This is a genomic window from Faecalibacterium sp. i25-0019-C1 (genome assembly GCF_042854225.1).
Lineage (GTDB): Bacteria > Bacillota > Clostridia > Oscillospirales > Ruminococcaceae > Faecalibacterium > Faecalibacterium taiwanense.
Window position 1 is genome coordinate 1,581,112 of sequence record NZ_AP031428.1, and the last position, 22,411, is coordinate 1,603,522.

The 22,411-nt window shown below is 55.5% G+C and carries 24 protein-coding genes; 15 read left to right on the top strand and 9 right to left on the bottom strand.

Annotated features, from left to right (window positions below; all coding sequences use genetic code 11):
• Positions 1 to 58 precede the first annotated feature (58 nt).
• A complete protein-coding gene (locus tag ACGHUK_RS07815) occupies positions 59 to 934 on the top strand; it encodes a UTP--glucose-1-phosphate uridylyltransferase (RefSeq protein ID WP_097777715.1) in 876 nt (291 codons plus the stop codon).
• 57 nt (positions 935 to 991) lie between these two features.
• Here ACGHUK_RS07815 and ACGHUK_RS07820 read toward each other — a convergent pair whose 3' ends face one another.
• On the bottom strand, positions 992 to 2,188 hold the full coding sequence (locus ACGHUK_RS07820; RefSeq protein WP_005938977.1) for a cation:proton antiporter: 1,197 nt from the start codon (positions 2,186 to 2,188) through the stop codon (positions 992 to 994).
• A 329-nt stretch (positions 2,189 to 2,517) separates the two neighbouring features.
• Here ACGHUK_RS07820 and rpsF point away from each other — a divergent pair, with 329 nt between their 5' ends.
• The 11 genes from rpsF to ACGHUK_RS07875 all read left to right on the top strand — a co-directional run bounded on the left by rpsF (position 2,518) and on the right by ACGHUK_RS07875 (position 11,689).
• Positions 2,518 to 2,802, top strand: a complete 285-nt coding sequence (gene rpsF / locus ACGHUK_RS07825; RefSeq protein ID WP_005938979.1) for a 30S ribosomal protein S6 — start codon at positions 2,518 to 2,520, stop codon at positions 2,800 to 2,802.
• A 30-nt stretch (positions 2,803 to 2,832) separates the two neighbouring features.
• Positions 2,833 to 3,315 carry a single-stranded DNA-binding protein gene (locus tag ACGHUK_RS07830; protein WP_390573970.1) on the top strand — a complete coding sequence of 161 codons (483 nt, stop codon included), beginning with the start codon at positions 2,833 to 2,835 and terminating at the stop codon, positions 3,313 to 3,315.
• Between the two features lie 46 nt (positions 3,316 to 3,361).
• The gene (gene rpsR / locus ACGHUK_RS07835) at positions 3,362 to 3,619 is read left to right on the top strand and encodes a 30S ribosomal protein S18 (RefSeq protein WP_015538096.1); all 258 of its coding nucleotides are present in this window, start codon (positions 3,362 to 3,364) and stop codon (positions 3,617 to 3,619) included.
• 155 nt (positions 3,620 to 3,774) lie between these two features.
• Positions 3,775 to 4,491 carry a hypothetical protein gene (locus tag ACGHUK_RS07840; RefSeq protein WP_337680012.1) on the top strand — a complete coding sequence of 239 codons (717 nt, stop codon included), beginning with the start codon at positions 3,775 to 3,777 and terminating at the stop codon, positions 4,489 to 4,491.
• A 355-nt stretch (positions 4,492 to 4,846) separates the two neighbouring features.
• Complete coding sequence (locus ACGHUK_RS07845; protein ID WP_390573972.1) at positions 4,847 to 5,854, top strand: LacI family DNA-binding transcriptional regulator; 1,008 nt, start codon at positions 4,847 to 4,849, stop codon at positions 5,852 to 5,854.
• Positions 5,855 to 5,925: 71 nt separating this feature from the next.
• On the top strand, positions 5,926 to 7,266 hold the full coding sequence (locus ACGHUK_RS07850) for an ABC transporter substrate-binding protein (protein ID WP_207698010.1): 1,341 nt from the start codon (positions 5,926 to 5,928) through the stop codon (positions 7,264 to 7,266).
• A gap of 103 nt (positions 7,267 to 7,369) precedes the next feature.
• Positions 7,370 to 8,221 carry a carbohydrate ABC transporter permease gene (locus ACGHUK_RS07855; protein WP_005938991.1) on the top strand — a complete coding sequence of 284 codons (852 nt, stop codon included), beginning with the start codon at positions 7,370 to 7,372 and terminating at the stop codon, positions 8,219 to 8,221.
• A complete protein-coding gene (locus tag ACGHUK_RS07860) occupies positions 8,221 to 9,063 on the top strand; it encodes a carbohydrate ABC transporter permease (protein ID WP_120081444.1) in 843 nt (280 codons plus the stop codon). The genes ACGHUK_RS07855 and ACGHUK_RS07860 overlap by 1 nt, the downstream gene beginning before the upstream one ends.
• Before the next feature lie 15 nt (positions 9,064 to 9,078).
• A complete protein-coding gene (gene malQ, locus ACGHUK_RS07865) occupies positions 9,079 to 10,542 on the top strand; it encodes a 4-alpha-glucanotransferase (RefSeq protein ID WP_223389778.1) in 1,464 nt (487 codons plus the stop codon).
• Between the two features lie 281 nt (positions 10,543 to 10,823).
• Positions 10,824 to 11,282 (top strand): hypothetical protein, encoded by a 459-nt coding sequence (locus tag ACGHUK_RS07870; protein WP_390573975.1) that lies wholly within the window; start codon positions 10,824 to 10,826, stop codon positions 11,280 to 11,282.
• A 47-nt stretch (positions 11,283 to 11,329) separates the two neighbouring features.
• Positions 11,330 to 11,689 carry a hypothetical protein gene (locus ACGHUK_RS07875; protein WP_005939003.1) on the top strand — a complete coding sequence of 120 codons (360 nt, stop codon included), beginning with the start codon at positions 11,330 to 11,332 and terminating at the stop codon, positions 11,687 to 11,689.
• Positions 11,690 to 11,756: 67 nt separating this feature from the next.
• Here the strand turns inward: ACGHUK_RS07875 and ACGHUK_RS07880 are convergent, their stop codons facing one another.
• Positions 11,757 to 13,049 (bottom strand): galactokinase, encoded by a 1,293-nt coding sequence (locus ACGHUK_RS07880; protein ID WP_390573977.1) that lies wholly within the window; start codon positions 13,047 to 13,049, stop codon positions 11,757 to 11,759.
• A 230-nt stretch (positions 13,050 to 13,279) separates the two neighbouring features.
• Between ACGHUK_RS07880 and ACGHUK_RS07885 the strand changes: the two genes are divergently transcribed.
• From ACGHUK_RS07885 to ACGHUK_RS07895, 3 genes are read left to right on the top strand one after another with little or no spacing between them, the layout of a single operon-like run.
• Positions 13,280 to 14,140, top strand: coding sequence for an AraC family transcriptional regulator (locus ACGHUK_RS07885; RefSeq protein ID WP_005939008.1), 861 nt, complete (start codon positions 13,280 to 13,282; stop codon positions 14,138 to 14,140).
• Between the two features lie 12 nt (positions 14,141 to 14,152).
• Positions 14,153 to 15,523 (top strand): 23S rRNA (uracil(1939)-C(5))-methyltransferase RlmD, encoded by a 1,371-nt coding sequence (gene rlmD / locus ACGHUK_RS07890; RefSeq protein WP_097782234.1) that lies wholly within the window; start codon positions 14,153 to 14,155, stop codon positions 15,521 to 15,523.
• Between the two features lie 11 nt (positions 15,524 to 15,534).
• Complete coding sequence (locus ACGHUK_RS07895; RefSeq protein ID WP_154261047.1) at positions 15,535 to 15,672, top strand: hypothetical protein; 138 nt, start codon at positions 15,535 to 15,537, stop codon at positions 15,670 to 15,672.
• A 69-nt stretch (positions 15,673 to 15,741) separates the two neighbouring features.
• On the opposite strand, the gene ACGHUK_RS07900 is transcribed toward ACGHUK_RS07895, so the two are convergent.
• From ACGHUK_RS07900 to ACGHUK_RS07930, 7 genes are all read right to left on the bottom strand, one after another.
• Entirely contained in the window at positions 15,742 to 16,536 is a 795-nt protein-coding gene (locus ACGHUK_RS07900; protein WP_005939014.1) for an ABC transporter ATP-binding protein, read from the bottom strand.
• Positions 16,529 to 17,470 (bottom strand): ABC transporter permease, encoded by a 942-nt coding sequence (locus ACGHUK_RS07905; RefSeq protein WP_097775413.1) that lies wholly within the window; start codon positions 17,468 to 17,470, stop codon positions 16,529 to 16,531. The genes ACGHUK_RS07900 and ACGHUK_RS07905 overlap by 8 nt, the downstream gene beginning before the upstream one ends.
• Before the next feature lie 112 nt (positions 17,471 to 17,582).
• On the bottom strand, positions 17,583 to 18,614 hold the full coding sequence (locus ACGHUK_RS07910) for an ABC transporter substrate-binding protein (RefSeq protein ID WP_044953360.1): 1,032 nt from the start codon (positions 18,612 to 18,614) through the stop codon (positions 17,583 to 17,585).
• 189 nt (positions 18,615 to 18,803) lie between these two features.
• Entirely contained in the window at positions 18,804 to 19,529 is a 726-nt protein-coding gene (locus tag ACGHUK_RS07915) for a YkgJ family cysteine cluster protein (protein ID WP_005939022.1), read from the bottom strand.
• Positions 19,530 to 19,627: 98 nt separating this feature from the next.
• Positions 19,628 to 20,263: an XRE family transcriptional regulator gene (locus ACGHUK_RS07920; protein WP_390573979.1), complete on the bottom strand. Its 636-nt coding sequence runs from the start codon at positions 20,261 to 20,263 to the stop codon at positions 19,628 to 19,630.
• Positions 20,264 to 20,308: 45 nt separating this feature from the next.
• The gene (locus ACGHUK_RS07925) at positions 20,309 to 21,931 is read right to left on the bottom strand and encodes a recombinase family protein (protein WP_055229859.1); all 1,623 of its coding nucleotides are present in this window, start codon (positions 21,929 to 21,931) and stop codon (positions 20,309 to 20,311) included.
• 107 nt (positions 21,932 to 22,038) lie between these two features.
• Complete coding sequence (locus ACGHUK_RS07930; protein ID WP_004849804.1) at positions 22,039 to 22,224, bottom strand: hypothetical protein; 186 nt, start codon at positions 22,222 to 22,224, stop codon at positions 22,039 to 22,041.
• Positions 22,225 to 22,411 lie beyond the last annotated feature (187 nt).

Below are 22,411 nucleotides of genomic sequence, written 5' to 3' on the forward strand. Positions count from 1 at the left end.
CGCCTGCAAAGGCTGGCATTGCGGATTTCAAAATAGTAATAGGAGAATATGGATCATGATGAAGAAAGTCACCAAAGCCGTCATCCCTGCCGCCGGTCTTGGCACCCGCGTGCTGCCCGCCACCAAAGCCATGCCCAAGGGCATGCTGCCCATCGTGGACAAGCCCGCCATCCAGTATCTGGTGGAAGAGGCCGTCCGTTCCGGCATCACCGATATCCTCATCATTCTGGGCCGCAACCAGAGCATCATCGAGGATCACTTTGACCGCAGCCCTGAGCTGGAAGAAAAGCTGGCAAAGCCCGGCAAGGAAAAGGCGCTGGAAGAGTGCCTTGGCATCGCCAACATGGCAAACATCCTCTTTGTGCGCCAGAAGCAGACGCTGGGTCTGGGCCATGCTGTGAACACCGCCAAGGCCTTCACCGGCGATGATCCCTTTGTTGTCATCTACGGCGACGACGTGATCTGGGGCGAGGACCCGGTCTGTGCTCAGCTGATCCGCGCCTACGAGGAGTTCGGCCGCCCGGCGGCAGGCGTTTCCGCAGTGCCATGGGAAGATGTGAGCCGGTACTGCAGCTTGAAGACCACCCCCATCCACGACAACTATTTCTTTGTGGACGACATGATCGAGAAGCCCAAGAAGGGACAGGAGTTCAGCAACTACTCCATTCTGGGACGCGTGCTGCTGACCCCGGAGATCTACGATATCCTTGCCCACACCAAGCCCGGCGCAGGCGGCGAGATCCAGCTGACCGATGCCATGGCCGAGTATGCCCGCACCCGCGGCGGCATGACGGCCGTAGAGTTCACCGGCAAGCACTACGACATGGGCAACAAGCTCAAGGTGGTGGAAGCTCAGGTGGAGCTGGCCCTGCAGCATCCGGAGATCGGCGAAGAATTCCGCGCTTACCTAAAGGAGTTCTGCAAGACACTGTAACTTATCCTGAAAATAAAAGATCCTCCGGCAGACCTGTCGGAGGATCTTTTTTATTGTTTACCCATTTACCTGACTGGGGTGCTTCTGCGGCGGCATCTTGGTAAAGAGTGCCTTCAGCACCAGCGGAGTTGCCACACTGGACACCACGATCAGCAGGATCACAGCGGTAAAGTAAACCGAGTCCACCACGCCGACATCCAGGCCCTTCTGGGCCACGATCAGCGCCACCTCGCCGCGGGTCATCATACCAACGCCGATCTTGAGGGAGTCGCCCCAGTTGAAGCGGCAGATCTTGGCCGCAAGGCCGCAGCCGATGATCTTGGTAATGAGGGCCACAATGACGAAGCAGACACAGAACAGGAAAATTTCCGGCGTCAGGCCGCTGATGTCGGTCTTGAGGCCGATGGATGCAAAGAAGATGGGCGCAAAAATGATATAATTGCTGATATCCACGCGGCGCTCCACGTAGGGGGCATCGTCCATGGTGCACAGAACGATACCGGCGATATAGGCACCGGTGATATCTGCAATGCCGAAGTATTCCTCGGCGATGTAGGCCATGGCAAAGCAGAACGCCATGCTCACGATGGTGATGCGCTGGGTGTGGGGATTGCGCTTGTCCAGCCATGTCATAGCAAAGTGAGCCACAACGCCCACGCCCACGGCAGTGGCAAAGAACAGCACCGTATTAATGAGCACCTTGCCCAGACCCGTGCCGGTGCCGGAGCTTGCGCCCAGTACGCAGGTGAGGACTACGATGCCGATGACATCATCAATGACGGCGGCACTGACGATGGTGGTGCCGAGAAAGCTCTTCAGGTGGCCCAGCTCCTGCAGGGTCGCCACCGTAATGGACACGCTGGTGGCCGTCATGATGGTGCCGATGAACAGGGCACGGTAGAACTCAGGGCTGCCCACGGCAGAGAAGCCGTAGAACGCACTGTACAGCAGGGTGCCGCCCACCAGCGGAACGGCTACGCCCACGCAGGCGACCAGGGTGGCGATGGGGCCGGCTTTGATCAGTTCCTTCAGATTGGTGCCAAGGCCCGTGGTGAACATCAGCATGACCACGCCGATCTCCGCAAAGGTGGAGATGGCATCACTGGTCTGCACCAGATTCAGCACACAGGGGCCGATGATCAAACCGGCAAGGATCTCACCCACCACCTGCGGGGCCTTGCACTTGCGGGCCACCAGGCCAAAGAACTTTGCGCTGAGGATGATGATTGCCAGGTTACGGAAAACCGAATACACAAAGAATCCTTCCTTTACTATAAAATTCCCAGAACCATATATACATTCCTTCCGAAGATGGATAACAGAGAGCAGAGAGACGGCCGTTCCCCGGCTGCCCTGCCGTTCATCCTCTGAAAGCCACTATATTATATTCCTCTTTCACAAAAAAATCAAAATATTTTTTATTATATCTTTTTTCGGAAAAAGCTTGACAGAATCCACACAGCTTGCTATAATAAATTGCTGTCTGAACAGACACGCCGCACACAAGGCGCGATGCCGCGTTTTGTGTGTACCCTTGGTCCTGTGATTGCAGGATCCTTAAGTCCAAAAGGAGGTGCTACAAAATGGCAAAGTACGAAACCATGCTGATTACCAGCGCCGCTCTCGACGAGGAGGCTACCGCCGCTCTGGTTGGTAAGTTCAAGTCCCTGATCGAGGCTAACGGTACGATCGATTCCATCGACGAGTGGGGCAAGCGCCGTCTGGCCTACCCCATCAACGACGAGGAGGAAGGCGTTTACACCGTGATCGACTTCACCAGCGAGCCCAGCTTCCCTGCTGAGCTGGACCGTGTGTACAAGATCACTGAAGGTGTTATGCGCAGCCTGATCATTGCTCACGAGGAGTAATTCTTCTGTGACAGAAAGGGAGACCGTAAAATGTTGAATGTTGTTGCCATCATGGGCCGTCTTGTGGCGGATCCCGAACTGCGCACCACCCAGCAGGGTACCAATGTGTGCAGCTTCCGCATTGCCTGTGACCGCAATTTTGCGCGTCAGGGCGAGCAGCGTCAGGCCGATTTCATCGATATCGTTGCATGGCGTCAGCAGGCCGAGTTTGTTTGCAAGTATTTCCAAAAGGGCAGTCTGATCGCCATTGAAGGCAGTCTTCAGACCCGCCAGTATCAGGATAAGAACGGCAACAACCGCACCGCTGTGGAAGTGGTAGCCAACAATATCAACTTTGCAGGCTCCAAAAACAGCAATGCAGGCGGCGGAGCAAATTATCAGAATCATTCTGCTCCCGCCTACCAGAACGCAGCGCCTGCCCGCCCGGCCGCTGTGGAGGCAGCTCCCAGCTACTCTGCCGGCAATGCAGACGACTTCGCCGTCATCGACGACAGCGACGACCTGCCGTTCTGACACGAAACGGTCAATCCGTTAAAAATCCAATAGGAGGTAATAAGCAATGGCTTTTGAAAGAACCGAAGGCTCTCGCCCCGCACGCCCCATGCGTCGCGGCCGCAAGAAGGTTTGCAGCTTCTGTGTCGATCGTATCGACACCATCGATTACAAGGACGTGCCCCGTCTGCGTAAGTACGTCTCTGAGCGTGCAAAGATCATTCCCCGCCGTGTGACCGGCACCTGCGCTTATCATCAGCGCGCACTGACCATCGCCATCAAGCGTGCTCGTCACGTTGCTCTGATGCCCTACGTCAGTGACTAATCTTTAAAGAATCAACTCAATCAAAATAATCAGCAATCAGCAAAGCGCTCTCACCGATGACAAGGTGGGAGCGCTTTTTTGTCTTTTCCCTCCGGCCCGGATGTGCTATACTGAGCTCAGGAGACGTTTTATTCTTTTTTGAGGAGGTTTTTGTCATGAAAAAACGGTATCTTAGACTTGCGGCGCTGACGGCCGGTGTGCTACTGGCCGCACAGACCGGTCTTTCCGCTGCTGCGCTTTCTACCTTTGATGCAGCATACTACGCTGCACAGTATCCGGATGTTGCGGCCGTATGCGGCAATGACGAGGGTGCACTGCTGCGTCATTATCTGGATCACGGCATTGACGAAGGCCGCAAGCCTTCTGCGGACGGCATTGCCGGTGATGACGAGCTTTCTTTGACCGAAGCGCAGTTTTCTTCCGTCTGGTCGCCGGTGGCCATCAACAAGCTGGCCCACTACAAGTCTCTCAAGCGCAAGTGCACCGATGAGGAGTTTGCGCAGGCATATCAGGAAGCGCTGAAGGTGGTCACACCGCTGGCGCTCATGAGCCGGGAAGACCAGCTTTACGGCATTGCCTCTGCCCTGCGTGCGGTGGTGGATGATGGCTCCATGGCTTACTCTATGGAAGCCAACCATTACAACGACCCCTACGGTTATTTTGTACTGCGCACAGCATCCTGTGCCGGGTGTGCCCGGGCCACCGCTCTGTGTCTGGACATTCTGGGCATCCCATATGAGCATGTGAACGAGAACCAGTACAGCCACCAGTGGTGCCGCGTGCCCATGGAGGACGGCGGCTACTGGATCTGCGATGCGTTTGGCCTGTACTGCGGCCCGGAACCCGAACCCTATCAGCACCCGTATTTTTGAAAAAGCGGATAAACCATTTCAAAACCATGCAATGCCCGGCAGGCTGTGTTATCTGCCGGGCATTGCTTTTTTTCTTTCTCCTTTTATAAAACCACTGCTCTATGTTGAAAAGTTACAAATCGGTACGGTTTTACCGGTTGTTTCTGATTTGTACCGGGAATTTGCGGAACTGTCGGCACATTTTGATTTGTACGCAATTCAATCTGCACAAAAGCAGCTCAGAATGCTATGCAATTTTCACGAAAACACTTTTGGGTTATTGATTTTTTATACAAATTATGCCATACTATAGTCACTGAAAACGTTCCCGACAACGTTCCCGAATCTATTACCGAAAGTGAGGTACTCCGACAAAATGCCGAATCTGACCATTAAGGACATTGCCCGGATCAGCGGCTGCTCGGTAAGCACCATTTCTCGTGTCATCAACGACCGGCCCGATGTCCGGCCCGAGACCAAGGAGCATGTACTCAAGGTAATGCGGGAGGCCGGGTTCGTGCCCAACACCAATGCACGGCAGCTGAAGATCCAGCAGTCCCGCAGTCTGGTGTTCGTGGTCAAAGGCACCCGCAATCTCTTCTTCTCGGACTTCTTAGTCCAGCTGCAGCGGGCCGCCACCCTGTATGGCTACAATGGCATCGTTTCCTATTTGGATGAAAACGCCAACGAGATCGATGCCGCCGAAAAGATCCTGCGGGAGATCAAGCCCAAAGGTATGATCTTTCTGGGCGGTAGCGTAGCCAACTTCAAAAAAGGCTTTGCCAACATCACAGTCCCCTCGGTGCTGACCACACTGGTCTCCGACGAGCTGGACTTTCCCAATCTTTCCATGGTGGGCGTGGATGACCGCGCTGCAGCCTACACTGCTGTGGACTACCTCATCCAGCAAGGGCATCGTAAGATCGCAGTGCTGGGTGGTCCGGTCACCAGTTATCCCAGCGTGATGCGCCGCGAGGGTGCACAGCAGGCGATGCAGGATGCGGGCATCCTGTTCAGCGACAAGCTGTACGGCCTGTCCAACTACGATTTTGAGTCTGCCTATCACGCCGTGAACAGCCTGCTGGCCCGCCGGGCCGACTTCACCGCCCTGTTCGCCATGAGCGATGTGATTGCCTTAGGTGCCATCCGCGCGCTGGCGAGCGCCGGGCTGCAGGTGCCGGAGGATGTTTCGGTGATCGGCTTTGACGGCATCACGATGTCCCGTTACTGTGTGCCTGTTCTGACTACCGTTGTGCAGCCCAGTGAACAGATCTCGCTGCAGAGCATTGAGTTGCTGGTGCGGCAGATCGAGCACGGTGCACCGGCCCAGACCATCACCTTGCAGCCGGAGTTGCAGCAGGGCGAAAGCGTAAGGGCGATTTAAATTTTGTTTTCCCTCCGTCAGGGGACGGAGATTTTGAAATAGTTTATTTTTAATAAGAAGGAGAACTTATTATGAAGAAAATGATCACTCGTCGTAACTTCCTGAAGGCCGCTGGCGTTTCCGCCGCTGCTCTGGGTCTGGCTGCCTGCGGCGGCTCCTCCAGCAGCACCGCTTCCTCTGCTGCCGGTTCTACCGCTGCTTCCAGCACCGCTGCAAAGGCAGACGGCAAGGTCTACTACCTGAACTTCAAGCCCGAGCAGGATCAGGATTGGCAGGATCTGGCCGCTGAGTACACCAAGGAGACCGGCGTGCCTGTGACCGTTGTCACCGCCGCTTCCGGCCAGTACGAGACCACCCTGATGAGCGAGATGGAGAAGAGCGAGGCTCCCACCCTGTTCCAGGTGAACGGCCCTGTGGGTCTGGCAAACTGGAAGGATTACTGCTACGATCTGTCCGGCAGCCAGCTGTACGGTGAGCTGACCAGCGATTCCTTCGCACTGAAGGATGGCGACGCTGTTACCAGCATCGCATATGTCATCGAGACCTACGGCATCATCTATAACAAGGAACTGCTGAGCGCCGCCGGCTACACGCAGGACGATATCAAGGGCTTTGCTGATCTGAAGAAGGTTGCTGACGATATTCAGGCACGCAAGGCTGAGCTGGGTGTGGACGGTGCTTTCACCTCCGCTGGCATGGACGGTTCTTCTGACTGGCGCTTCAAGACCCATCTGGCAAACCTGCCCATCTACTACGAGTACAAGGCAGACGGCATCGGCTCCACCGATGCCATCAAGGGCACCTATCTGGACAACTATAAGCAGATTTGGGATCTGTACATCACCGATTCCACCTGCGATCCTACCCTGCTGGCTTCCAAGACCGGCGACGACGCTGTGGCTGAGTTTGTGGGCAAGAAGGCTGTGTTCTACCAGAACGGCACTTGGGCTTACAATGACGTGAAGGATCTGGGCGACGACAACCTGGGTATGCTGCCCATCTACATCGGCGTGGATGGCGAGGAGAATCAGGGCCTGTGCACCGGTTCCGAGAACTTCTGGTGCGTGAACAACAACTCTTCTGATGCCGACATTCAGGCTACTCTGGACTTCCTGTACTGGTGTGTCACCTCTGAGGCCGGCACCAGCGCGATGGCTGACAAGATGGGCTTCGTCATCCCCTTCAAGAAGGCTAAGGACTCCACCAACCCCCTGATCGGCATTGCAAACCAGTATGTGGCCGACGGCAAGACCAGTGTTGACTGGTGCTTCTCCACCATGCCTTCCGAGGAGTGGAAGAACGGCCTGGGCAGCGCTCTGACCGCTTACGCAGCAGGCACCGGCGACTGGGACGGCGTTGTGACCGCCTTCGTCGATGGCTGGGCTAAGGAATACAAGCTGGCAAACGGCTAAGCTCCTGATCGGTCTATAAAAAAGAACTGAACAGGGAGGCGGGCGAAGAAGTTCGCCCCGCCTCCCCTTTTTTGTTAACCACTCCGCATATAGGAGGTACATCATGCAAAAAGCCATCAGCAAATATTGGCCGGTGTTCGTGCTGCCCACGCTGCTCGCGTTCATCATCGGCTTTATCTGGCCCTTCATCTGGGGCATTTACCTTTCGTTCCAGCGGTTCACTACTGTTAGCAAGACCACCTTTGTGGGCATCCAGAACTACATCAACGTATTTCAGGATTCCACCTTCCTGCACGCCTTCGGCTTTACCGCAGCGTTCACTGTAGTATCCACCGTGCTCATCAACGTCTGCGCCTTTGCCATTGCGCTGGTGCTCACCCGCGGCATCCGCGGCACCAACATCTTCCGTACCGTCTACTTCATGCCCAACCTGATCGGCGGCATCCTGCTGGGCTACATCTGGCAGATCCTGCTCAACGGTGTGCTGGCCAACCTGCAGAAACCTCTGCTGGCGCTGGATGCCAAGGCCGGTTTCGTCGGTCTGGTCATCCTGATGTGCTGGCAGCAGATCGGCTACATGATGATCATTTACGTTGCCGGCCTGCAGAGCGTGCCCGGCGACCTGATCGAAGCCGCCAAGATCGACGGTGCCAACGACCGCGAGATCCTGTTCAAGATCAAAATTCCCATGGTCATGCCCAGCGTGACCATCTGCACCTTCCTGACCCTGACCAACAGCTTCAAGCTGTTCGACCAGAACGTTGCCCTGACCGCAGGCGAACCCGCCAACGCCAGTGAAATGCTGGCCCTGAACATCTACAACACCTTCTATGGCCGTTCCGGTGCCCAGTGGAAGGGCATTGGTCAGGCGAAGGCTGTGGTGTTCTTCCTGATCGTCGTGGTCATTTCTCTGATCCAGCTCCACTTTACCCGTTCCAAGGAGGTGCAGCAGTAATGCCTAAACAGAAAAAAATGTGGGATAACATCCTCACCGTCATCATGACGCTGCTGAGTCTGCTGTGGATCTACCCCATCGTGCTGATCCTGCTGAACAGCTTGAAGGTCGAGGGCAGCTTTACCACCTCCACCGTGTTCAAGCTGCCCACCGCCGAGACCTTTGCGGGCCTGAGCAACTACGTTTACGGTGTCACCAAGATGGGCTTCCTTTCCAGCCTTGGCTACAGCCTTGTCATCACCGTTACCAGTGTGGCGCTGATCCTGCTGTGCTGCTCCATGACCGGTTGGTACCTCACCCGCGTGAACAATAAGCTGAGCAAGTTCATGAACCTGCTGATCGTGTTCTCCATGGTCGTGCCCTTCCAGATGGTCATGTTCACCCTGTCCAAGACCGCTGACCAGCTCAATCTGAACACCCCGTGGAACATCTGCATCATCTATCTGGGCTTCGGTGCCGGTCTGGCCGTGTTCATGTTCACCGGCTTCATGAAGAGCGTGCCCATGGAAATTGAGGAAGCGGCCATGATCGACGGCTGCAACCCCATTCAGATCTTCTTCAAGGTCGTATTCCCCATCCTCAAGCCTACCATGATCTCCACCGCCATCCTCGAGACCATGTGGGTGTGGAATGACTACCTGCTGCCCACTCTGGTGCTGGACATCAAGAAATACCGCACCATTCCCATGGCCATCCAGTACTTCCGCGGCGGCTACGGCCGTGTGGAGCTGGCTCCCATGATGGCCTGCATCATCATTGCCATTATCCCCATCATCATCCTGTACATGACCTGCCAGAAGTACATCATTGAGGGCGTTGTGGCAGGTGCTGTCAAGGGCTAAGGAGGTGCGCACACTATGCGTGCAAGCGGCATTTTGATGCCCGTTTTCAGTCTGCCGGGGCCTTTTGGCATCGGTACGCTGGGAAAAGAGGCCTTTGCATTCGTGGATTTTCTGGCCGATGCAAAGCAGACCTACTGGCAGATCCTGCCCATCGGCCCCACCGGCTACGGCGACAGCCCTTATCAGAGCTTTTCCGCCTTTGCCGGTAACCCCTACTTCATTGACTACCGCCTGCTGGCCGACGTCGGTCTGCTGACGGCCGATGAAGTGCCCGCCGCACGGCCTGTAGGCCCCATCGATTACGGCGCGCTCTACAACGAGCGGCCCGTTGTCCTGAAAAAAGCAGCGGATCGTCTGCTGGCCTCCCCTTCCCCCGCTTATGAAGCCTTCTGCGAGGCGCAGAGCTTCTGGCTGGAGGATTACGCCCTGTTTATGGCTGTCAAGGCCGAACAGGGGCAGGCCGGCCTTGCCGACTGGCCGGATGACCTGCGCTGCCGCAAACCGGAAGCCATTGCTGCCGCAAAACAGCGTCTCGCCGGTGCGGTGGATTACTACAAGGCGGTGCAATTCTTCTTCTACACCCAGTGGAACGCCCTGAAGGCTTACGCCAACGGCAAGGGCGTCCGTCTGGTGGGCGATATTCCCATCTATGTCAGCCCGGATTCCAGCGATCTGTGGACCCACCCGGAGCTGTTCCAGACCGACGGAGAAATGCATCTGACCCAGGTGGCCGGATGCCCGCCGGACGCCTTTGCAGCAGACGGCCAGCTGTGGGGCAACCCCCTGTATGACTGGCCCACGCACAAAGCCACCGGCTTTGCGTGGTGGAAGCAGCGCATGAAGCACGCCACCTCCATTTACGATGTGGTGCGCATCGACCACTTCCGCGGCTTCGAGAGCTATTACTCCATTCCCGCCGGGAACAAAACGGCGACGGGCGGCCACTGGGAAAAAGGCCCTGACCGCGATTTTATCAACGCCATGCACGAAAACCTTGGCGAGGGCGGCATCATTGCCGAGGATCTTGGCTACCTGACCCCGGAGGTCAAGGCCATGCTTTCTGCCAGCGGCTACCCGGGCATGAAGATCATGCAGTTTGCCTTTGACAGCCGGGAATCCGGCAATTATCTGCCCCACACCTACCACCGCAACAGCGTGGTGTACACCGGCACCCACGACAATGTGACCACCGAAGGCTGGCGTACCAACGCCAGTGCCGAGGATGTGGCCTATGCCTGCCGCTACCTGCGCTGCCAGCCGGAAGAGCTGACCGAGGCCATGATCTGTGCCTGCCTTGCCAGTGTATCGGATACCGCTGTGATCCCTCTGGCGGACTGGCTGCATCTGGGCAGTGAGGCCCGCATCAACACTCCCAGCACCCAAGGCTCCAACTGGCAGTGGCGGCTCACCTGTCCCTTGCCGGAAGCACTGGCCGGACACATTGCGCAGCTGACCGTGCTCTACGAACGGGCACAGTAATTCCCCGATCATTTTCTCCCCATAAAAGCGTCTGCACCCGGAATGTGCAGGCGCTTTTGCTTTTTCTACAGAACATTTTTTCAGGACCAGATTATGGACATATTGCACATTTTTGGGCTGACATCCGTGATTTTACCGTCTTTCCGTAACAGTTTATTCACAAATGTATCATGATTTTGCACATCTCTGCTCTTGTTATTTGGACACAGTTATGTTACAATTCAGATAGTATTATTGTCTGCCTTTGTGCAGATTCCACTACGGAAAGGAGTTCTTCCACCATGGATCATCCCAATCAGAATACCATGCTTTTACCGGCTTCCTATGCCGTTATTTCCGAAGAGGAAATGACCTATCTGGATGGCGGTCAGTCCATCTACCTTGGCTCAGCCTTTAATCACGATATTTATTTCAACACCGATCAGTTTGCTACATTCTGCCAGAATGCAGCGATCACCCTGTTCGTGCTGATGACCAACTATTCCTTCCGGTACATCGCAGGCCGTGTGCAGTCCGGTCTGTCGAATGGTCTGAGCCTGTCCGGCACCTTCTATCACACTTGGGATAAGATGAACACCTGGAGCCGTATCGCTTCTGTGGGCGTTGCCGGTCTGGCCGGTGTCTATGTCTATTCGCAGGTCATGAACGTCATTCGTACCGTTACAAGCATCTACGATCAGATCGTGAACCCCATGCCGAGCTTTGATGCCGCTCAGGCCGAGGAAACCGCTGCCGCCTGAGTTTGATTCCATTCCCGGAACGATCTTGTCAGAAAGGAGCTTTCTCCATGAAAAACCTTCAGATGCCGCATTCATACATTTCTGTTTCCGAAGAAGAGCTGCGCAGCATTTCCGGCGGCGGGCCGCTGGGCGATGCGTTGGATCTTTTCTTCAGCAATCTGCGTCTGGACGATCTTTTCTTTAGCGGCGGATTGATCTCACTTTCTTTCACCTTTGTGCCCATGCTGCTGTTCAATGTGGTAAAGACAGGCTTCAACTTCGTGGTGAGCGCCTACGATACCATCGCAGACCTGTTCCATTTTTCCCACGAGGAGCGGGACATGGTGCAGTATATCTCGGATCAGCAGCGCCGGGAAGAAGAGAAAGAGCAGGCTCAGTCCGCTCCCGGCCCGAAACCGGTTTTCTGAACTTTCCCAGCAGTATAAAGCATAGCAAAAAACGCATCTGCAAAATCTTGCAGATGCGTTTTTGTTTTCAGATCACTTTCACTGCCCCCTGCTCCCGCAGACGCAGAATGTAGCAGCTGCCCTTGCCGAATATCCGCTCGATCTCGCTGTGATAGCGTTCCAGCAGGCTCTGGGGAACATACGCCTGAATGGTGCCTGCAAAGCCGCCGCCCTGCATCCGCCAGGCTCCCGTGCTGCCCTGCAGGATACTCTGGCTCAGCGCCAGTGCCACCGAAAGCCCCTGATGCCGCACATCGGTGCTGCAGTAGACATTCTGGCATAGCGCAAAGGATGCGCGTCCGCTTTCCAGCACCAGCGCTGCAAAGACAGCAAACTGCCCGGCCTGCAGCGCGTCCCTCTGGGCAAGGGTGCGAGCGTTCTCTTCAAAATAGTGGATGGCGCGCAGCACCGCGCGGTCGCCGCAGGCTTTGCGCAGCGCAGGCAGTGCTGCCCAGAATGCGCTCTCCGTCACCTGTCCCAGCACCTTTTTGCCAAGAAACGCTGCGATCTGCTCCATCTCCTGCCGGATGGCTGCAAACTCACCGGTCAATTCGCTGTGGCTGCCGCGCGTATCGGTAACGCACAGGCTCATGCCCGGCGGCAGCAGGCCGTCGGCGTGGATCTTTTCCAGAACCGGCTGCTGGGGGTCTGCAAAATCCGCAAAGATAATGCCGCCCACTGCGCTGGTCAGCTGATCCAGCAGGCCGCTGGGCTTGCCAAAATAGGCATTCTCCGCATACTGACAGATCTTTGCCAGCTCCGCCGGGGCCAGACCGCAGCCATATTCTCCGTTCCAGATGGCAGCCATGCCCATTTCAAAGGCAGCAGAACTGGAAAGGCCGCTGCCGCGCAGCACATCACTGGCCGTGTATGCATCAAAGCCGCCCACCGCTTTGCCTGCCGCGCGGAAGCCCTCGGCAATGCCGCGGATCAGGCTGGCCGAGTGGGTGCTCTCCCCTTCCTGCGGCCCCTCCACGGTCAGGTCGATCACATCCAGCTTGTTGAACCCGCGGGATTTGACCCGCACGTAGCCGTCTGTATTGTGCGCAGCCACGGCCACAAGATCCAGCGTGACAGCCGCCGCAAGGCCATAACCGTGCTGGTGATCGGTGTGGTTGCCGCCCAGCTCTGCGCGGCCCGGTGCCGAATAAACCTGCACCTGCCTGCCCGGCCCAAAGTACAGCTCAAACTGTTCCAGCGCAGCACAGTAGCGTGCCCGCTGCCGACAGATCTCCTGCGCCGCATCGCCATACAGTGCCCGGAGCTTATCGTCCCATTTGCCCGCCGCGATCTCATTTCGGAGCTGCGCACTGTTTGCCATAACGATTCCTCCCTCAATATGCTGCTTTGGGATAGATGGGTTTGTTACGTCTATTGTAATGCATCCAACCGCTTTTTTCAATTTCCAACGCTGAAAAAACGCGAATTTTGGCACCCAGTTCAAAGAATAAGATGTACTTTTGTTGAATTTGCGGGCAGATGTGTGGTATACTATACCAAAGATCGGGCACAAAGCTGCCCGCAACGTGACAGAGCGGAGGAAACGCGGCTATGGCAGATGTATATAAGCAATCCTTCAAACAAAATTATACCAATAATATTGAGCTTTCCATCTTCAATTGCGGCATCGAACGCTGTGCTCCGGGCCAAACATGGGGGCCGGGTATCCGCGACCATTACCTGATCCATCTGGTACTTTCCGGCAAGGGCGTATTCGAGGTGGGCGGACGCACCTGGGAAGTGAGCCAGGGCCAGCTGTTTTTTGCCCGGCCAAGCCAGCTGATCCGGTATACTGCCGATGAGCAGCAGCCTTGGGAGTACAGCTGGGTAGGCTTCAACGGTGCGTGTGCCCACAAACTGGCCGCGCAGCTCCCCTTCACCGACGACTCGCCGGTGCATCACACCCACGACCCCGATGGGATGCGTGCTGCTCTGGCCAACATTTATTCCTCCCGCGGGCTGCAGCCGCAGGATGAAGCCGCCATGGTGGGCTACCTTTATCTCTTCATCGCTTCTCTGATGAAGGAGACCAGCGCTGGCAAACCGCACACGGCTTCCTCTTCCAGCCAGTATGTGCTCAACGCCATCAAGTACATCCAGTTCAATTATTCACACGATATTTCCATTGATGATGTGGCAAAAAGCGTAGGTGTCTCCCGCAGTCACCTGTACCGCGTGTTCATGCTGAACGTAGGCAAAAGCCCCATCGATTATCTTACCGAATACCGCATCAACGAAGCCTGCAAGCTGCTGCGCGCAGGCAACCTTTCCATTGCCGAGGTCGCGGTGTCGGTAGGCTTCTTTGACCAGTTCTATTTCTCGCGGGTATTCAAGCGCGCCAAGGGCGTGCCGCCCAGCAAGTATTTTGCGGCGCAGGCTGATGCTCCCGCCGACGGCCCCGACCACCAGTAAAGGAGACCCTTCATGCCCTTACAGAAAAATCAGGTTCTCACCCTGCGCGTAGAGCGTCTTTCCAGCGATGGCAGCGGCGTAGCACACAGTCCCGACGGTGAGACCGTGTTTATTCCCGGTGCCGCCCCCGGCGACGAAGCCCGGGTGCGCATCGTTAAGGACTGCAAGCGCTACGCCTTCGGTATTCTGGACGAGGTGCTCACTCCTTCGCCGGACCGTATCCCGGTGGATTGTGCCGTGGCAGGCCCCTGCGGCGGCTGCAGCCTGCGGCATCTGGACTATGCTGCCGAGCTGCGCGCCAAGCAGGAGAATGTTGCAGATGCCTTTGCCCGCATCGGAGGATTGGATGTGCCTGTGCTGCCCATTGTGGGTTCGCCGGAAGTGAACCGCTACCGCAATAAGGTGCAGTTCCCGGTGGGCGTGGACAAAAGCGGTAAGCCCTGTATCGGCTTCTACGCCGGGCGCACCCATCGTATCGTCCCCTGCCCGGACTGCCGCCTGCAGCCCGGTGTGCTGAATGAGATCGGCAACGCATTGTGCGCTTTTTTTGCAGAAAAGGGCATCCAGCCGTACAGCGAGGAGACCGGCAGGGGCCTTGTGCGTCATATCTTTCTGCGGCGCGGCGCTCACAGTGGCCAGATCATGGTCTGCCTTGTCTGCACCCGTGCCAAGCTGCCCTCCGCTGAAGAGCTTTGCACCCGGCTGAAAGCTCAATTTGCAGAGATCACCACGATCCTGCTGAATGTAAATGCTAAAAACACCAACGTGATTCTTGGCACCGAGACCCACACTCTGTACGGCCCGGGGTATATTGAAGACACCCTGTGCGGTGTTCCGGTGCAGCTTGGCCCGCTTTCCTTCTATCAGGTCAATACCCTTGCTGCCGAGCAGCTTTACGGCATTGCCGCCCAGTATGCTCAGCTTACCCCGGACGACCTGCTGCTGGACCTCTACTGCGGCATGGGCACCATTGGTCTTTCCATGGCAGCGCACTGCCGTGAGCTGATCGGTGTGGAGATCGTACCGGAAGCCATTGAAAGTGCCAAGGCTAACGCTGCCCGCATGGGTGCAGATGTGGCCGCAAAGAGCCGATTTTTCTGCGCAGATGCCGGTCAGGCCGCCACCCGCCTTGCCGCTGAGGGCCTTCACCCGGACATCGTAATGCTGGACCCACCCCGCAAGGGCTGCGACGAAGCCACCCTTTCCGCTGTCGTGCGCATGTCTCCCCGCCGGGTGGTCTACGTCAGTTGCAACCCCGCCACCGCCGCAAGAGATGCTGCATGGCTGGAACAAAATGGATATCACGCAGAGAAGGTGCAGCCGGTGGATCTGTTTCCAAGAACACGGCATTGCGAATGTGTGCTGAGCCTTTCCAAGGTGTGAGGTTTGAAAAAATGGCTATTCCAAAATATAATGAACTTTACTCGCTGTTCCTCTTTGCGATTCAGGACGGTGCCCCGCATTCTTCAAAAGATGTAAAGAAAATCATCTCTCAAAAACTCCAGTTAACCGCCTTGCTCTTGAATTGGTAAACATACATAAAAAGCGCCCGTCCCGGTTTTTTCCGGGACAGGCGCTTTGCATTTTAACCTTGTAATTTATCAGGACAGAATCATGCGGTCATTTGCAAACTCGCCGCCGCTGGCGATCTGGAACTTTGCCAGCAGGTCGGAGACGTGCAGGTTCTTCTTTTCCTCACCGGAAACATCATAGATGATATGGCCTTCGTACATCATGATCAGGCGGTTGCCATACTTAATGGCATCCTTCATGTTGTGGGTGATCATCATGGTGGTGAGATGGTTTTCCTCCACGATTTTGGCCGAGAGGGTCAGCACCTTGAGCGCGGTCTTGGGGTCCAGCGCAGCGGTGTGCTCGTCCAGCAGCAGGAGCTTGGGCTTGTTCATGGTAGCCATCAGCAGGGTCAGTGCCTGACGCTGGCCGCCGGAAAGCAGGCCCACACGGGCCGTCAGGCGGTCTTCCAGACCCAGATCCAGCGTCTTGAGCAGTTCACGGTACTGCTCGCGCTCTGCCTTGGTAATGCCAATGCGCAGGGTGCGGGGCTTGCCGCGGCGTGCAGCCAGGGCAAGGTTCTCTTCGATCTGCATGGTGGCAGCAGTGCCGGTCATGGGGTCCTGAAACACGCGGCCGATGTAAGCGGCACGCTGATGCTCGCTCAGGCGGGTCACATCCACACCGTCAATAATGATCTTGCCTTCGTCCACCGGCCACACACCAGCAACTGCGTTCAGCATGGTGGATTTGCCTGCACCGTTGCCGCCGATCACGGTAACGAAATCGCCCTCGTTCAGCTTCAGGTTCAGGCCGTTCAGGGCAGTTTTCTGGTTGACCGTGCCAGCGTTAAAGGTCTTGGAAACATTCTGGATCTCAAGCATTTTTTGCATCCTCCTTTGCCTTCTTCACCGGCTTCGAGAAGTACTTGCCCTTCCAGTACGGCACGGCAAGGAAAACAGCCACCACAGAAGCGCTCAGCAGCTTGAGCAGGTTGGCATCGAAACCCAGAGTCAGCACCAGCTGAATGACAATGTAGTAGATGATGGCACCCAGAGAGACAGAAACCATCTTGAGTGCAAAGTTGTGGAAGATGCGGCTGAACAGAGCCTCGCCAATGATGACAGCAGCCAGACCAATGACGATCGCGCCACGGCCCATGCCGACATCTGCAAAGCCCTGATACTGGCTCAGCAGAGCGCCAGACAGCGCCACCAGACCGTTGGACACAGCCAGGCCCAGCACGATATTGAAGTTGGTGTTGATGCCCTGCGCACGGGACATGGCGGGGTTAGAGCCGGTGGCACGGATGGCACAGCCCAGCTCGGTGCCGAAGAACCAGTACAGAATGCCGATCAGCACCGCTGTGACAATGATGATCATAACGATAGGGTTGTGGAGAGCGAACTCCTTGACCCAGCGCAGGGAGATCAGCAGGTTGTACTTGTCCACGTTGATGGCCTGATTGGCCTTGCCCATGATTTTGAGGTTAATGGAATACAGCGAAAGCTGGGTCAGGATGCCGGCAAGGATGGCCGGAATGCCCATAAATGTGTGCAGGACACCGGTGACGAAGCCGGACAGCAGGCCTGCCAGCAGCGCCATGAGCAGGGAGACCCAGACGTTCTGGCCGGACAGCAGGCACATGACGCACACTGCACCGCCGGTGCCAAAGGAGCCGTCCACGGTCAGATCGGCCACATCCAGAATACGGTAGGTCAGGTACACGCCAATGGCCATGATACCCCAGATAAGGCCCTGTGCACAGGCACCCGGCAAAGCGCCCGGCAGGTTTGCCAGTCTTGCAATGATTTCCAAAACAATTCCTCCTAAACGTTACACTTTTTTACTTCCCGTTTGATACGGGAAAGCGGAGAAGAGCACTTTTTACCCTTCTCCGCTGATTTTCTGTTTGGTTTCCCGGAGTATTTTAGCCCTCGATCTCCTCGTAGCCGTCGGGAACGGTCAGGCCCAGATCGTCGCAGATAGTCTTGTTGTACTTCTTGGTCACATCGGTGTACTCGATGGGCATGGTGGAGATATCAGCCTCACCGTTCAGGATCTTCACTGCCATCTCACCAGTGGTGTAGCCCAGATCGTAGTAGCTGATGGAAAGGGTAGCCACGCCGCAGCCGGCGCAGATGCCCTCTTCGCCAGCGAACACGGGCTTCTTGGCCGGGCGGCAGATGCCGTCCACAATGCCGGTGTTTGCAGCAACAGTGTTATCGGTGGGCACATACAGTGCGTCGTTCTCGTCGGCAGCCTTCTGGCAGACAGAGGACAGGTCGTTGGAATCAGAGAAAGCGTACTGGGTAGCGGTGACACCCTTTTCCTCCAGATACTTCTGGACCTCATCCACCTGATACTGGCTGTTTGCCTCAGCAGAGCAGTACAGCAGGCCAACCTTCTTGGCCTCCGGCATCCACTCCACGATCATCTCAGCCTGCTGATCCAGCGGGGCCAAATCAGAGGTGCCGGAAATGTTGCCGCCCACGGTGCCGTCGAAATCGGTCAGGCCCAGAGCCACACCGTACTCAGTAACAGAGGTGCCCAGCACCGGAATGCTGTCGGTAGCAGACTGTGCAGCCTGCAGAGCGGGCGTAGCATTGGCCATGATCAGATCCACACCAGAGGAAACGAAGCCGTTGGTGATGGTAGCGCAGGTAGCGGAATCGCCCTGTGCATTCTGGAAATCGAAGGTGACGTTCTCGCCGAAGGAAGCAGTCAGAGCATCCTCAAAGCCCTGCGTAGCGGCATCCAGAGCGGCATGCTGCACCAACTGGCAGATGCCGATCGTGAACTTCTGGCCATCGGCTGCAGCAGAAGCAGCAGCCGAGGATGCAGGCGCAGCGGAAGAAGCAGCTGCAGAAGATGCAGAAGAACCGCCGCAGGCAGTCAGGGCAGCAGCTGCGCCGCAGGCAGCGGCAGCAGCCAGAAACGAACGACGAGTGATTTTACGCATAATGTTTCTCTCCTCTATCTCTTTGCGTGTGCGGCCTACAGGTACCGCACCGAAAAGCTATGTTTTGTATGCAAGGCTCGTACAGTCTCGCTTTACACTCGTGAAGTATATCACACATTTCACGGTAAAACAACTCACTTTTGCCCTAAAACGGCCTTTATTATCGATTGCATCAAATATATTGATCGATTATTTTGATGCGTTATTCCGCTTTTGCTGATATTCTGTCAGTTTTGCAAATTCAGCATCCAGCCAGTGCAGGTTTTTCTCCAGCTGCGGCAAGAACGGTGCGGCATAGTCGTAGCCAAAATACAGCGCCTGCCAGAGCTTGTCCTGCATCCGGCGCACCAGCACCGGGCTGAGCTGCGCACCCAGCTGTTCCACCGTGTCTTCCAGTGTCATGCAGGTCTGCGCCCAGCGCACATCGGTCTGTTCCCGGGCCGGGACATCGTAACAAGCAAGATAGTCCTCCACCCTTGCCTCGATCACCTGCCCGCCGCAGCCGGTTGGCTGCAGAAAATAGCTCACCTGTCCTTTCCTGCTGATCTCCTGCGCCAGCGGGTACAGAGCACACACCAGCGGTTCGGCATCGTGGATGGCGCAGTGGTCTCCCGTAAGGAAGGGACAGTTGTTCCGGTTCTCCTTCACCGGGGCCAGCCGCAGCACCGGCAAATGGCTCACCGTGCCAATGCTGGCACGGCAATATCCCCGCGCCACGATCTGCGGCGGCAGGCGCAACCGGGCTGCAATGCGCCACAGGTCAAAGCCTGAAAGTACAATGTCCTCTCTGCCACGGCAGCAGTCGCCGCAGCCATTGCACGCAAAGCTGAAATGTGCATCCCGCGCCAGCAGGGGCATTGCCTCGGTACGGGTAAAATCGATCTGGCCGCACAGGTCGATGTGGTCGTCACGCATGGATGATCTTCCTTCTTCCTGAATGATATTGATTTTTATTGTATCACATTGCCATCAAAAGCAAAAGGGAGCGTTTCCGCTCCCCTTGCGCTATCCTGTCATTGATACTTCTTTGCCGGGATGACGATTGTGCCAAACAGCGATGCAATGTATCCGATAAGCACTGCACACCACACCTGCCATCCGGTGGCCTGTTCAAACACGACCGCCGCTGCCGTGCAGAGCGGTATCAGGAGCATACTTACCACGCACCACACCCGCATTGCTTTGAGCACATGGAGCCAGTTGCGGTTGTTGTAGTACACACCCGGAATATGCATGTGGAACGCGCCCTGTGCAAAATTGCAGACATGGTTTTCGTCATAATAGCGCGGCAATGTTTCCGGCATCCAGAACAAGGTGTAGGCCCCATATACGATACCGAAGATCACGTTTATAATCAGCAGCATCATTGCGCCCTCGGTCCCGGCCAGCCCCACGGCCCAGACAGCTGCGGTCTCTACAAGGCCAAGCACCACGCTGACCCCATACAGCGGCAGAAACTTCTGCGTGCGGGCCTGGCGGCGTTCCGTCGGTTCTGCCGAAAAAATCAGTGCCTTGCGGATCAGTTCCTCTGTTTCCTCGCGGGTAAAGCGCTGCTCCTCCTCCACGCGGCAGCCCTGTAACAGCTCGGCTACGGTCACATTCAGCTGTTCGGCCAGCGGCACCAGCAGGGAGATATCCGGCACGCTCAAGCCCGTCTCCCTTAATTAAAGATATTGTTGGGTAAAAAAGAAAGGTCAGTCGATTTTGCCGATGAAGCGGTAGTAGATTTCTACTTCCTGCTCACGGCTTCCGTCCTCGCCCTTGACAGCTTCGTGGACGGTTATTTTTTCAATTAGAGTGTTCAGAAGTTCGGCGGTCAGCTCCACAGGGTTGACATACTGTTTCATCAGGGCAATCCACTTTTCAGCATCCGCTGCGGTCTGTACGGCGGCTTCCATCGTTTCGTGAAGCTGTCTTATTTTTGTTTCAAGCTCCTTTTGCTCGTTCTGGTACTTCTCGGACAGCATATTGAAGTTATACTCGGTTATGCGTCCGGCAGACCAGTCCTCATACATTTTAGCAAACAGCCCGTCAACCTCGGCTTTACGCTTCTCTGCCTTTTTCAGCTCCGCAGCCTGCTTTTTCTTCGCAGAGTTTCTTTCCCTGTCGTTGGCATTGAGCAGGCGTTTCAGCAGCTTGTCCTCGTCTTTCTGTGCCAGCATAGACCAGTATTGCAGTCTTGCAAGCACATAGGCATACAGTACATCATAGCGGATATAGTGCATGGAACACTGGCGTAATCCCTGCCCGTTCTTGCTGCAATGGTAGTACCCGTATGGGTTCTTATTCTGCTTGTTTTCCCCATAGGCTAAAGACCATCCGCAGTCTGCACATTTTATCAATCCTGCGAAAATCTGTGTCGTACCGTTTCTGCGTTTCCTGCGTCTGCTTGCAATCAGCTCCTGAACTTTTTGGAACACTTCTTCAGAAATGATGGCTTCGTGGGTATTTTCCACACGATACCATTCTTCCTGCGGCTTCCGCACCTTTTTCTTGTTCTTGAATGAAATGTTGCTCTGCTTGTTGTGAATGCTGTGACCGATGTAGGTTTCCTCTTTCAAAATGCTCTTGACCTGTGCTATCGTCCACGCATAGGCTTTTTCTGCGGGCGCACCGGCGTAGATATTGGCGAAAGTCCCGTATCTTTCATAGTTCAGCCAGCCGGGGGTAGGTACTTTTTCCTCCACCAGAATCCGTGTAATGCTGGCGGCTCCACGCCCGTGTACAGCAAGGTCAAAAATCTTCTCTACAATCCAGCGTGTTTCCGGGTCGATCAGAAGATGACCTTTTTTGTCCGGGTCTTTTACATAGCCCAGCGGTGCATAGGCTCCATAGTGTGCGCCATTGGCAAATCTTGTGTGCATGGCAGCCTTGACCTTTTTGCTGGTCTGTCGGGCGTGCATTTCATTCAGGATGTTTAAGAACGGTGCAAGCTCGCTTTCTCCGTTGATGGTGTCCACATTGTCATTGATGGCAATGTAGCGTACTCCCTTGCTGGGGAAATAGATTTCCGTGTACTGACCGGTCAGGATATAGTTTCTTCCCAGACGGGATAAGTCCTTTGTGACAACGCAGTTGATTTTCCCGTCTTCGATGTCATCAATCATCCTTTGGAAACTTGGACGCTCGAAATTTGTCCCACTCCATCCGTCGTCAATGTACTCGTCTACAACGGTCAGCCCATGCTCTGCGGCATACTGTCTAAGCATCATGCGCTGGGTCTGGATACTGCCGCTTTCCCCCTGTAATTCATCGTCACGGCTCAATCTCAAATATAGTGCAGTGTTATAAATCGTTGTATTGTATGGTTGTTTCACGGTTAAAAATCCTCCTTCTAAAAGAAACAACCCACGCTTATACAATACTCGCTGGTACAAGTATATCATAAGCGTGGGCTGATTGACAGTCGTTATTCCGTATTTTTTCAGGAAGCGGCGGCAGCGTGCTGGATCACATCTTCCAGCAGGCTGTCAAGCGGCTTCCCATCCTGTGCGAAATGCTCCGATACCTTGATACGGACTTTCCCCATGACAAAATACTGGGTGCCGTCTTTTTCGGTAAGCAGGGTGCCGCTGTTTTTGTTATTGCTCTCGTTTTTGCTTTTTGCCATAGGCAGTTACCTCCATAAATGAAATATGCCCGACAAGGGAATGTCAGACAGGTGTACAGCCGCAGACTGTCTCCGTGTCAACCAAACCGTGTCAACCGGCAGAAAAGACTTTGAAAACAATCCATAGGCGCTCTATTATTACTTTTTACTTTTTCTTTGATTTCTTGGTTGACATGGTTGACAAAGG

Excerpts from the sequence above, each read along its gene's own strand:
- rlmD (WP_097782234.1), top strand. The coding sequence starts at position 14,153 with ATGCCCTTACAGAAAAATCAGGTTCTCACCCTGCGCGTAGAGCGTCTT.
- ACGHUK_RS07910 (WP_044953360.1), bottom strand. The coding sequence starts at position 18,614 with ATGCGTAAAATCACTCGTCGTTCGTTTCTGGCTGCTGCCGCTGCCTGC.
- malQ (WP_223389778.1), top strand. The coding sequence starts at position 9,079 with ATGCGTGCAAGCGGCATTTTGATGCCCGTTTTCAGTCTGCCGGGGCCT.
- ACGHUK_RS07850 (WP_207698010.1), top strand. The coding sequence starts at position 5,926 with ATGAAGAAAATGATCACTCGTCGTAACTTCCTGAAGGCCGCTGGCGTT.
- rpsR (WP_015538096.1), top strand. The coding sequence starts at position 3,362 with ATGGCTTTTGAAAGAACCGAAGGCTCTCGCCCCGCACGCCCCATGCGT.
- ACGHUK_RS07845 (WP_390573972.1), top strand. The coding sequence starts at position 4,847 with ATGCCGAATCTGACCATTAAGGACATTGCCCGGATCAGCGGCTGCTCG.
- ACGHUK_RS07860 (WP_120081444.1), top strand. The coding sequence starts at position 8,221 with ATGCCTAAACAGAAAAAAATGTGGGATAACATCCTCACCGTCATCATG.
- rpsF (WP_005938979.1), top strand. The coding sequence starts at position 2,518 with ATGGCAAAGTACGAAACCATGCTGATTACCAGCGCCGCTCTCGACGAG.
- ACGHUK_RS07815 (WP_097777715.1), top strand. The coding sequence starts at position 59 with ATGAAGAAAGTCACCAAAGCCGTCATCCCTGCCGCCGGTCTTGGCACC.
- ACGHUK_RS07830 (WP_390573970.1), top strand. The coding sequence starts at position 2,833 with ATGTTGAATGTTGTTGCCATCATGGGCCGTCTTGTGGCGGATCCCGAA.
- ACGHUK_RS07900 (WP_005939014.1), bottom strand. The coding sequence starts at position 16,536 with ATGCTTGAGATCCAGAATGTTTCCAAGACCTTTAACGCTGGCACGGTC.
- ACGHUK_RS07855 (WP_005938991.1), top strand. The coding sequence starts at position 7,370 with ATGCAAAAAGCCATCAGCAAATATTGGCCGGTGTTCGTGCTGCCCACG.
- ACGHUK_RS07930 (WP_004849804.1), bottom strand. The coding sequence starts at position 22,224 with ATGGCAAAAAGCAAAAACGAGAGCAATAACAAAAACAGCGGCACCCTG.
- ACGHUK_RS07880 (WP_390573977.1), bottom strand. The coding sequence starts at position 13,049 with ATGGCAAACAGTGCGCAGCTCCGAAATGAGATCGCGGCGGGCAAATGG.
- ACGHUK_RS07840 (WP_337680012.1), top strand. The coding sequence starts at position 3,775 with ATGAAAAAACGGTATCTTAGACTTGCGGCGCTGACGGCCGGTGTGCTA.
- ACGHUK_RS07915 (WP_005939022.1), bottom strand. The coding sequence starts at position 19,529 with ATGCGTGACGACCACATCGACCTGTGCGGCCAGATCGATTTTACCCGT.
- ACGHUK_RS07895 (WP_154261047.1), top strand. The coding sequence starts at position 15,535 with ATGGCTATTCCAAAATATAATGAACTTTACTCGCTGTTCCTCTTTGCG.
- ACGHUK_RS07875 (WP_005939003.1), top strand. The coding sequence starts at position 11,330 with ATGAAAAACCTTCAGATGCCGCATTCATACATTTCTGTTTCCGAAGAA.
- ACGHUK_RS07870 (WP_390573975.1), top strand. The coding sequence starts at position 10,824 with ATGGATCATCCCAATCAGAATACCATGCTTTTACCGGCTTCCTATGCC.
- ACGHUK_RS07885 (WP_005939008.1), top strand. The coding sequence starts at position 13,280 with ATGGCAGATGTATATAAGCAATCCTTCAAACAAAATTATACCAATAAT.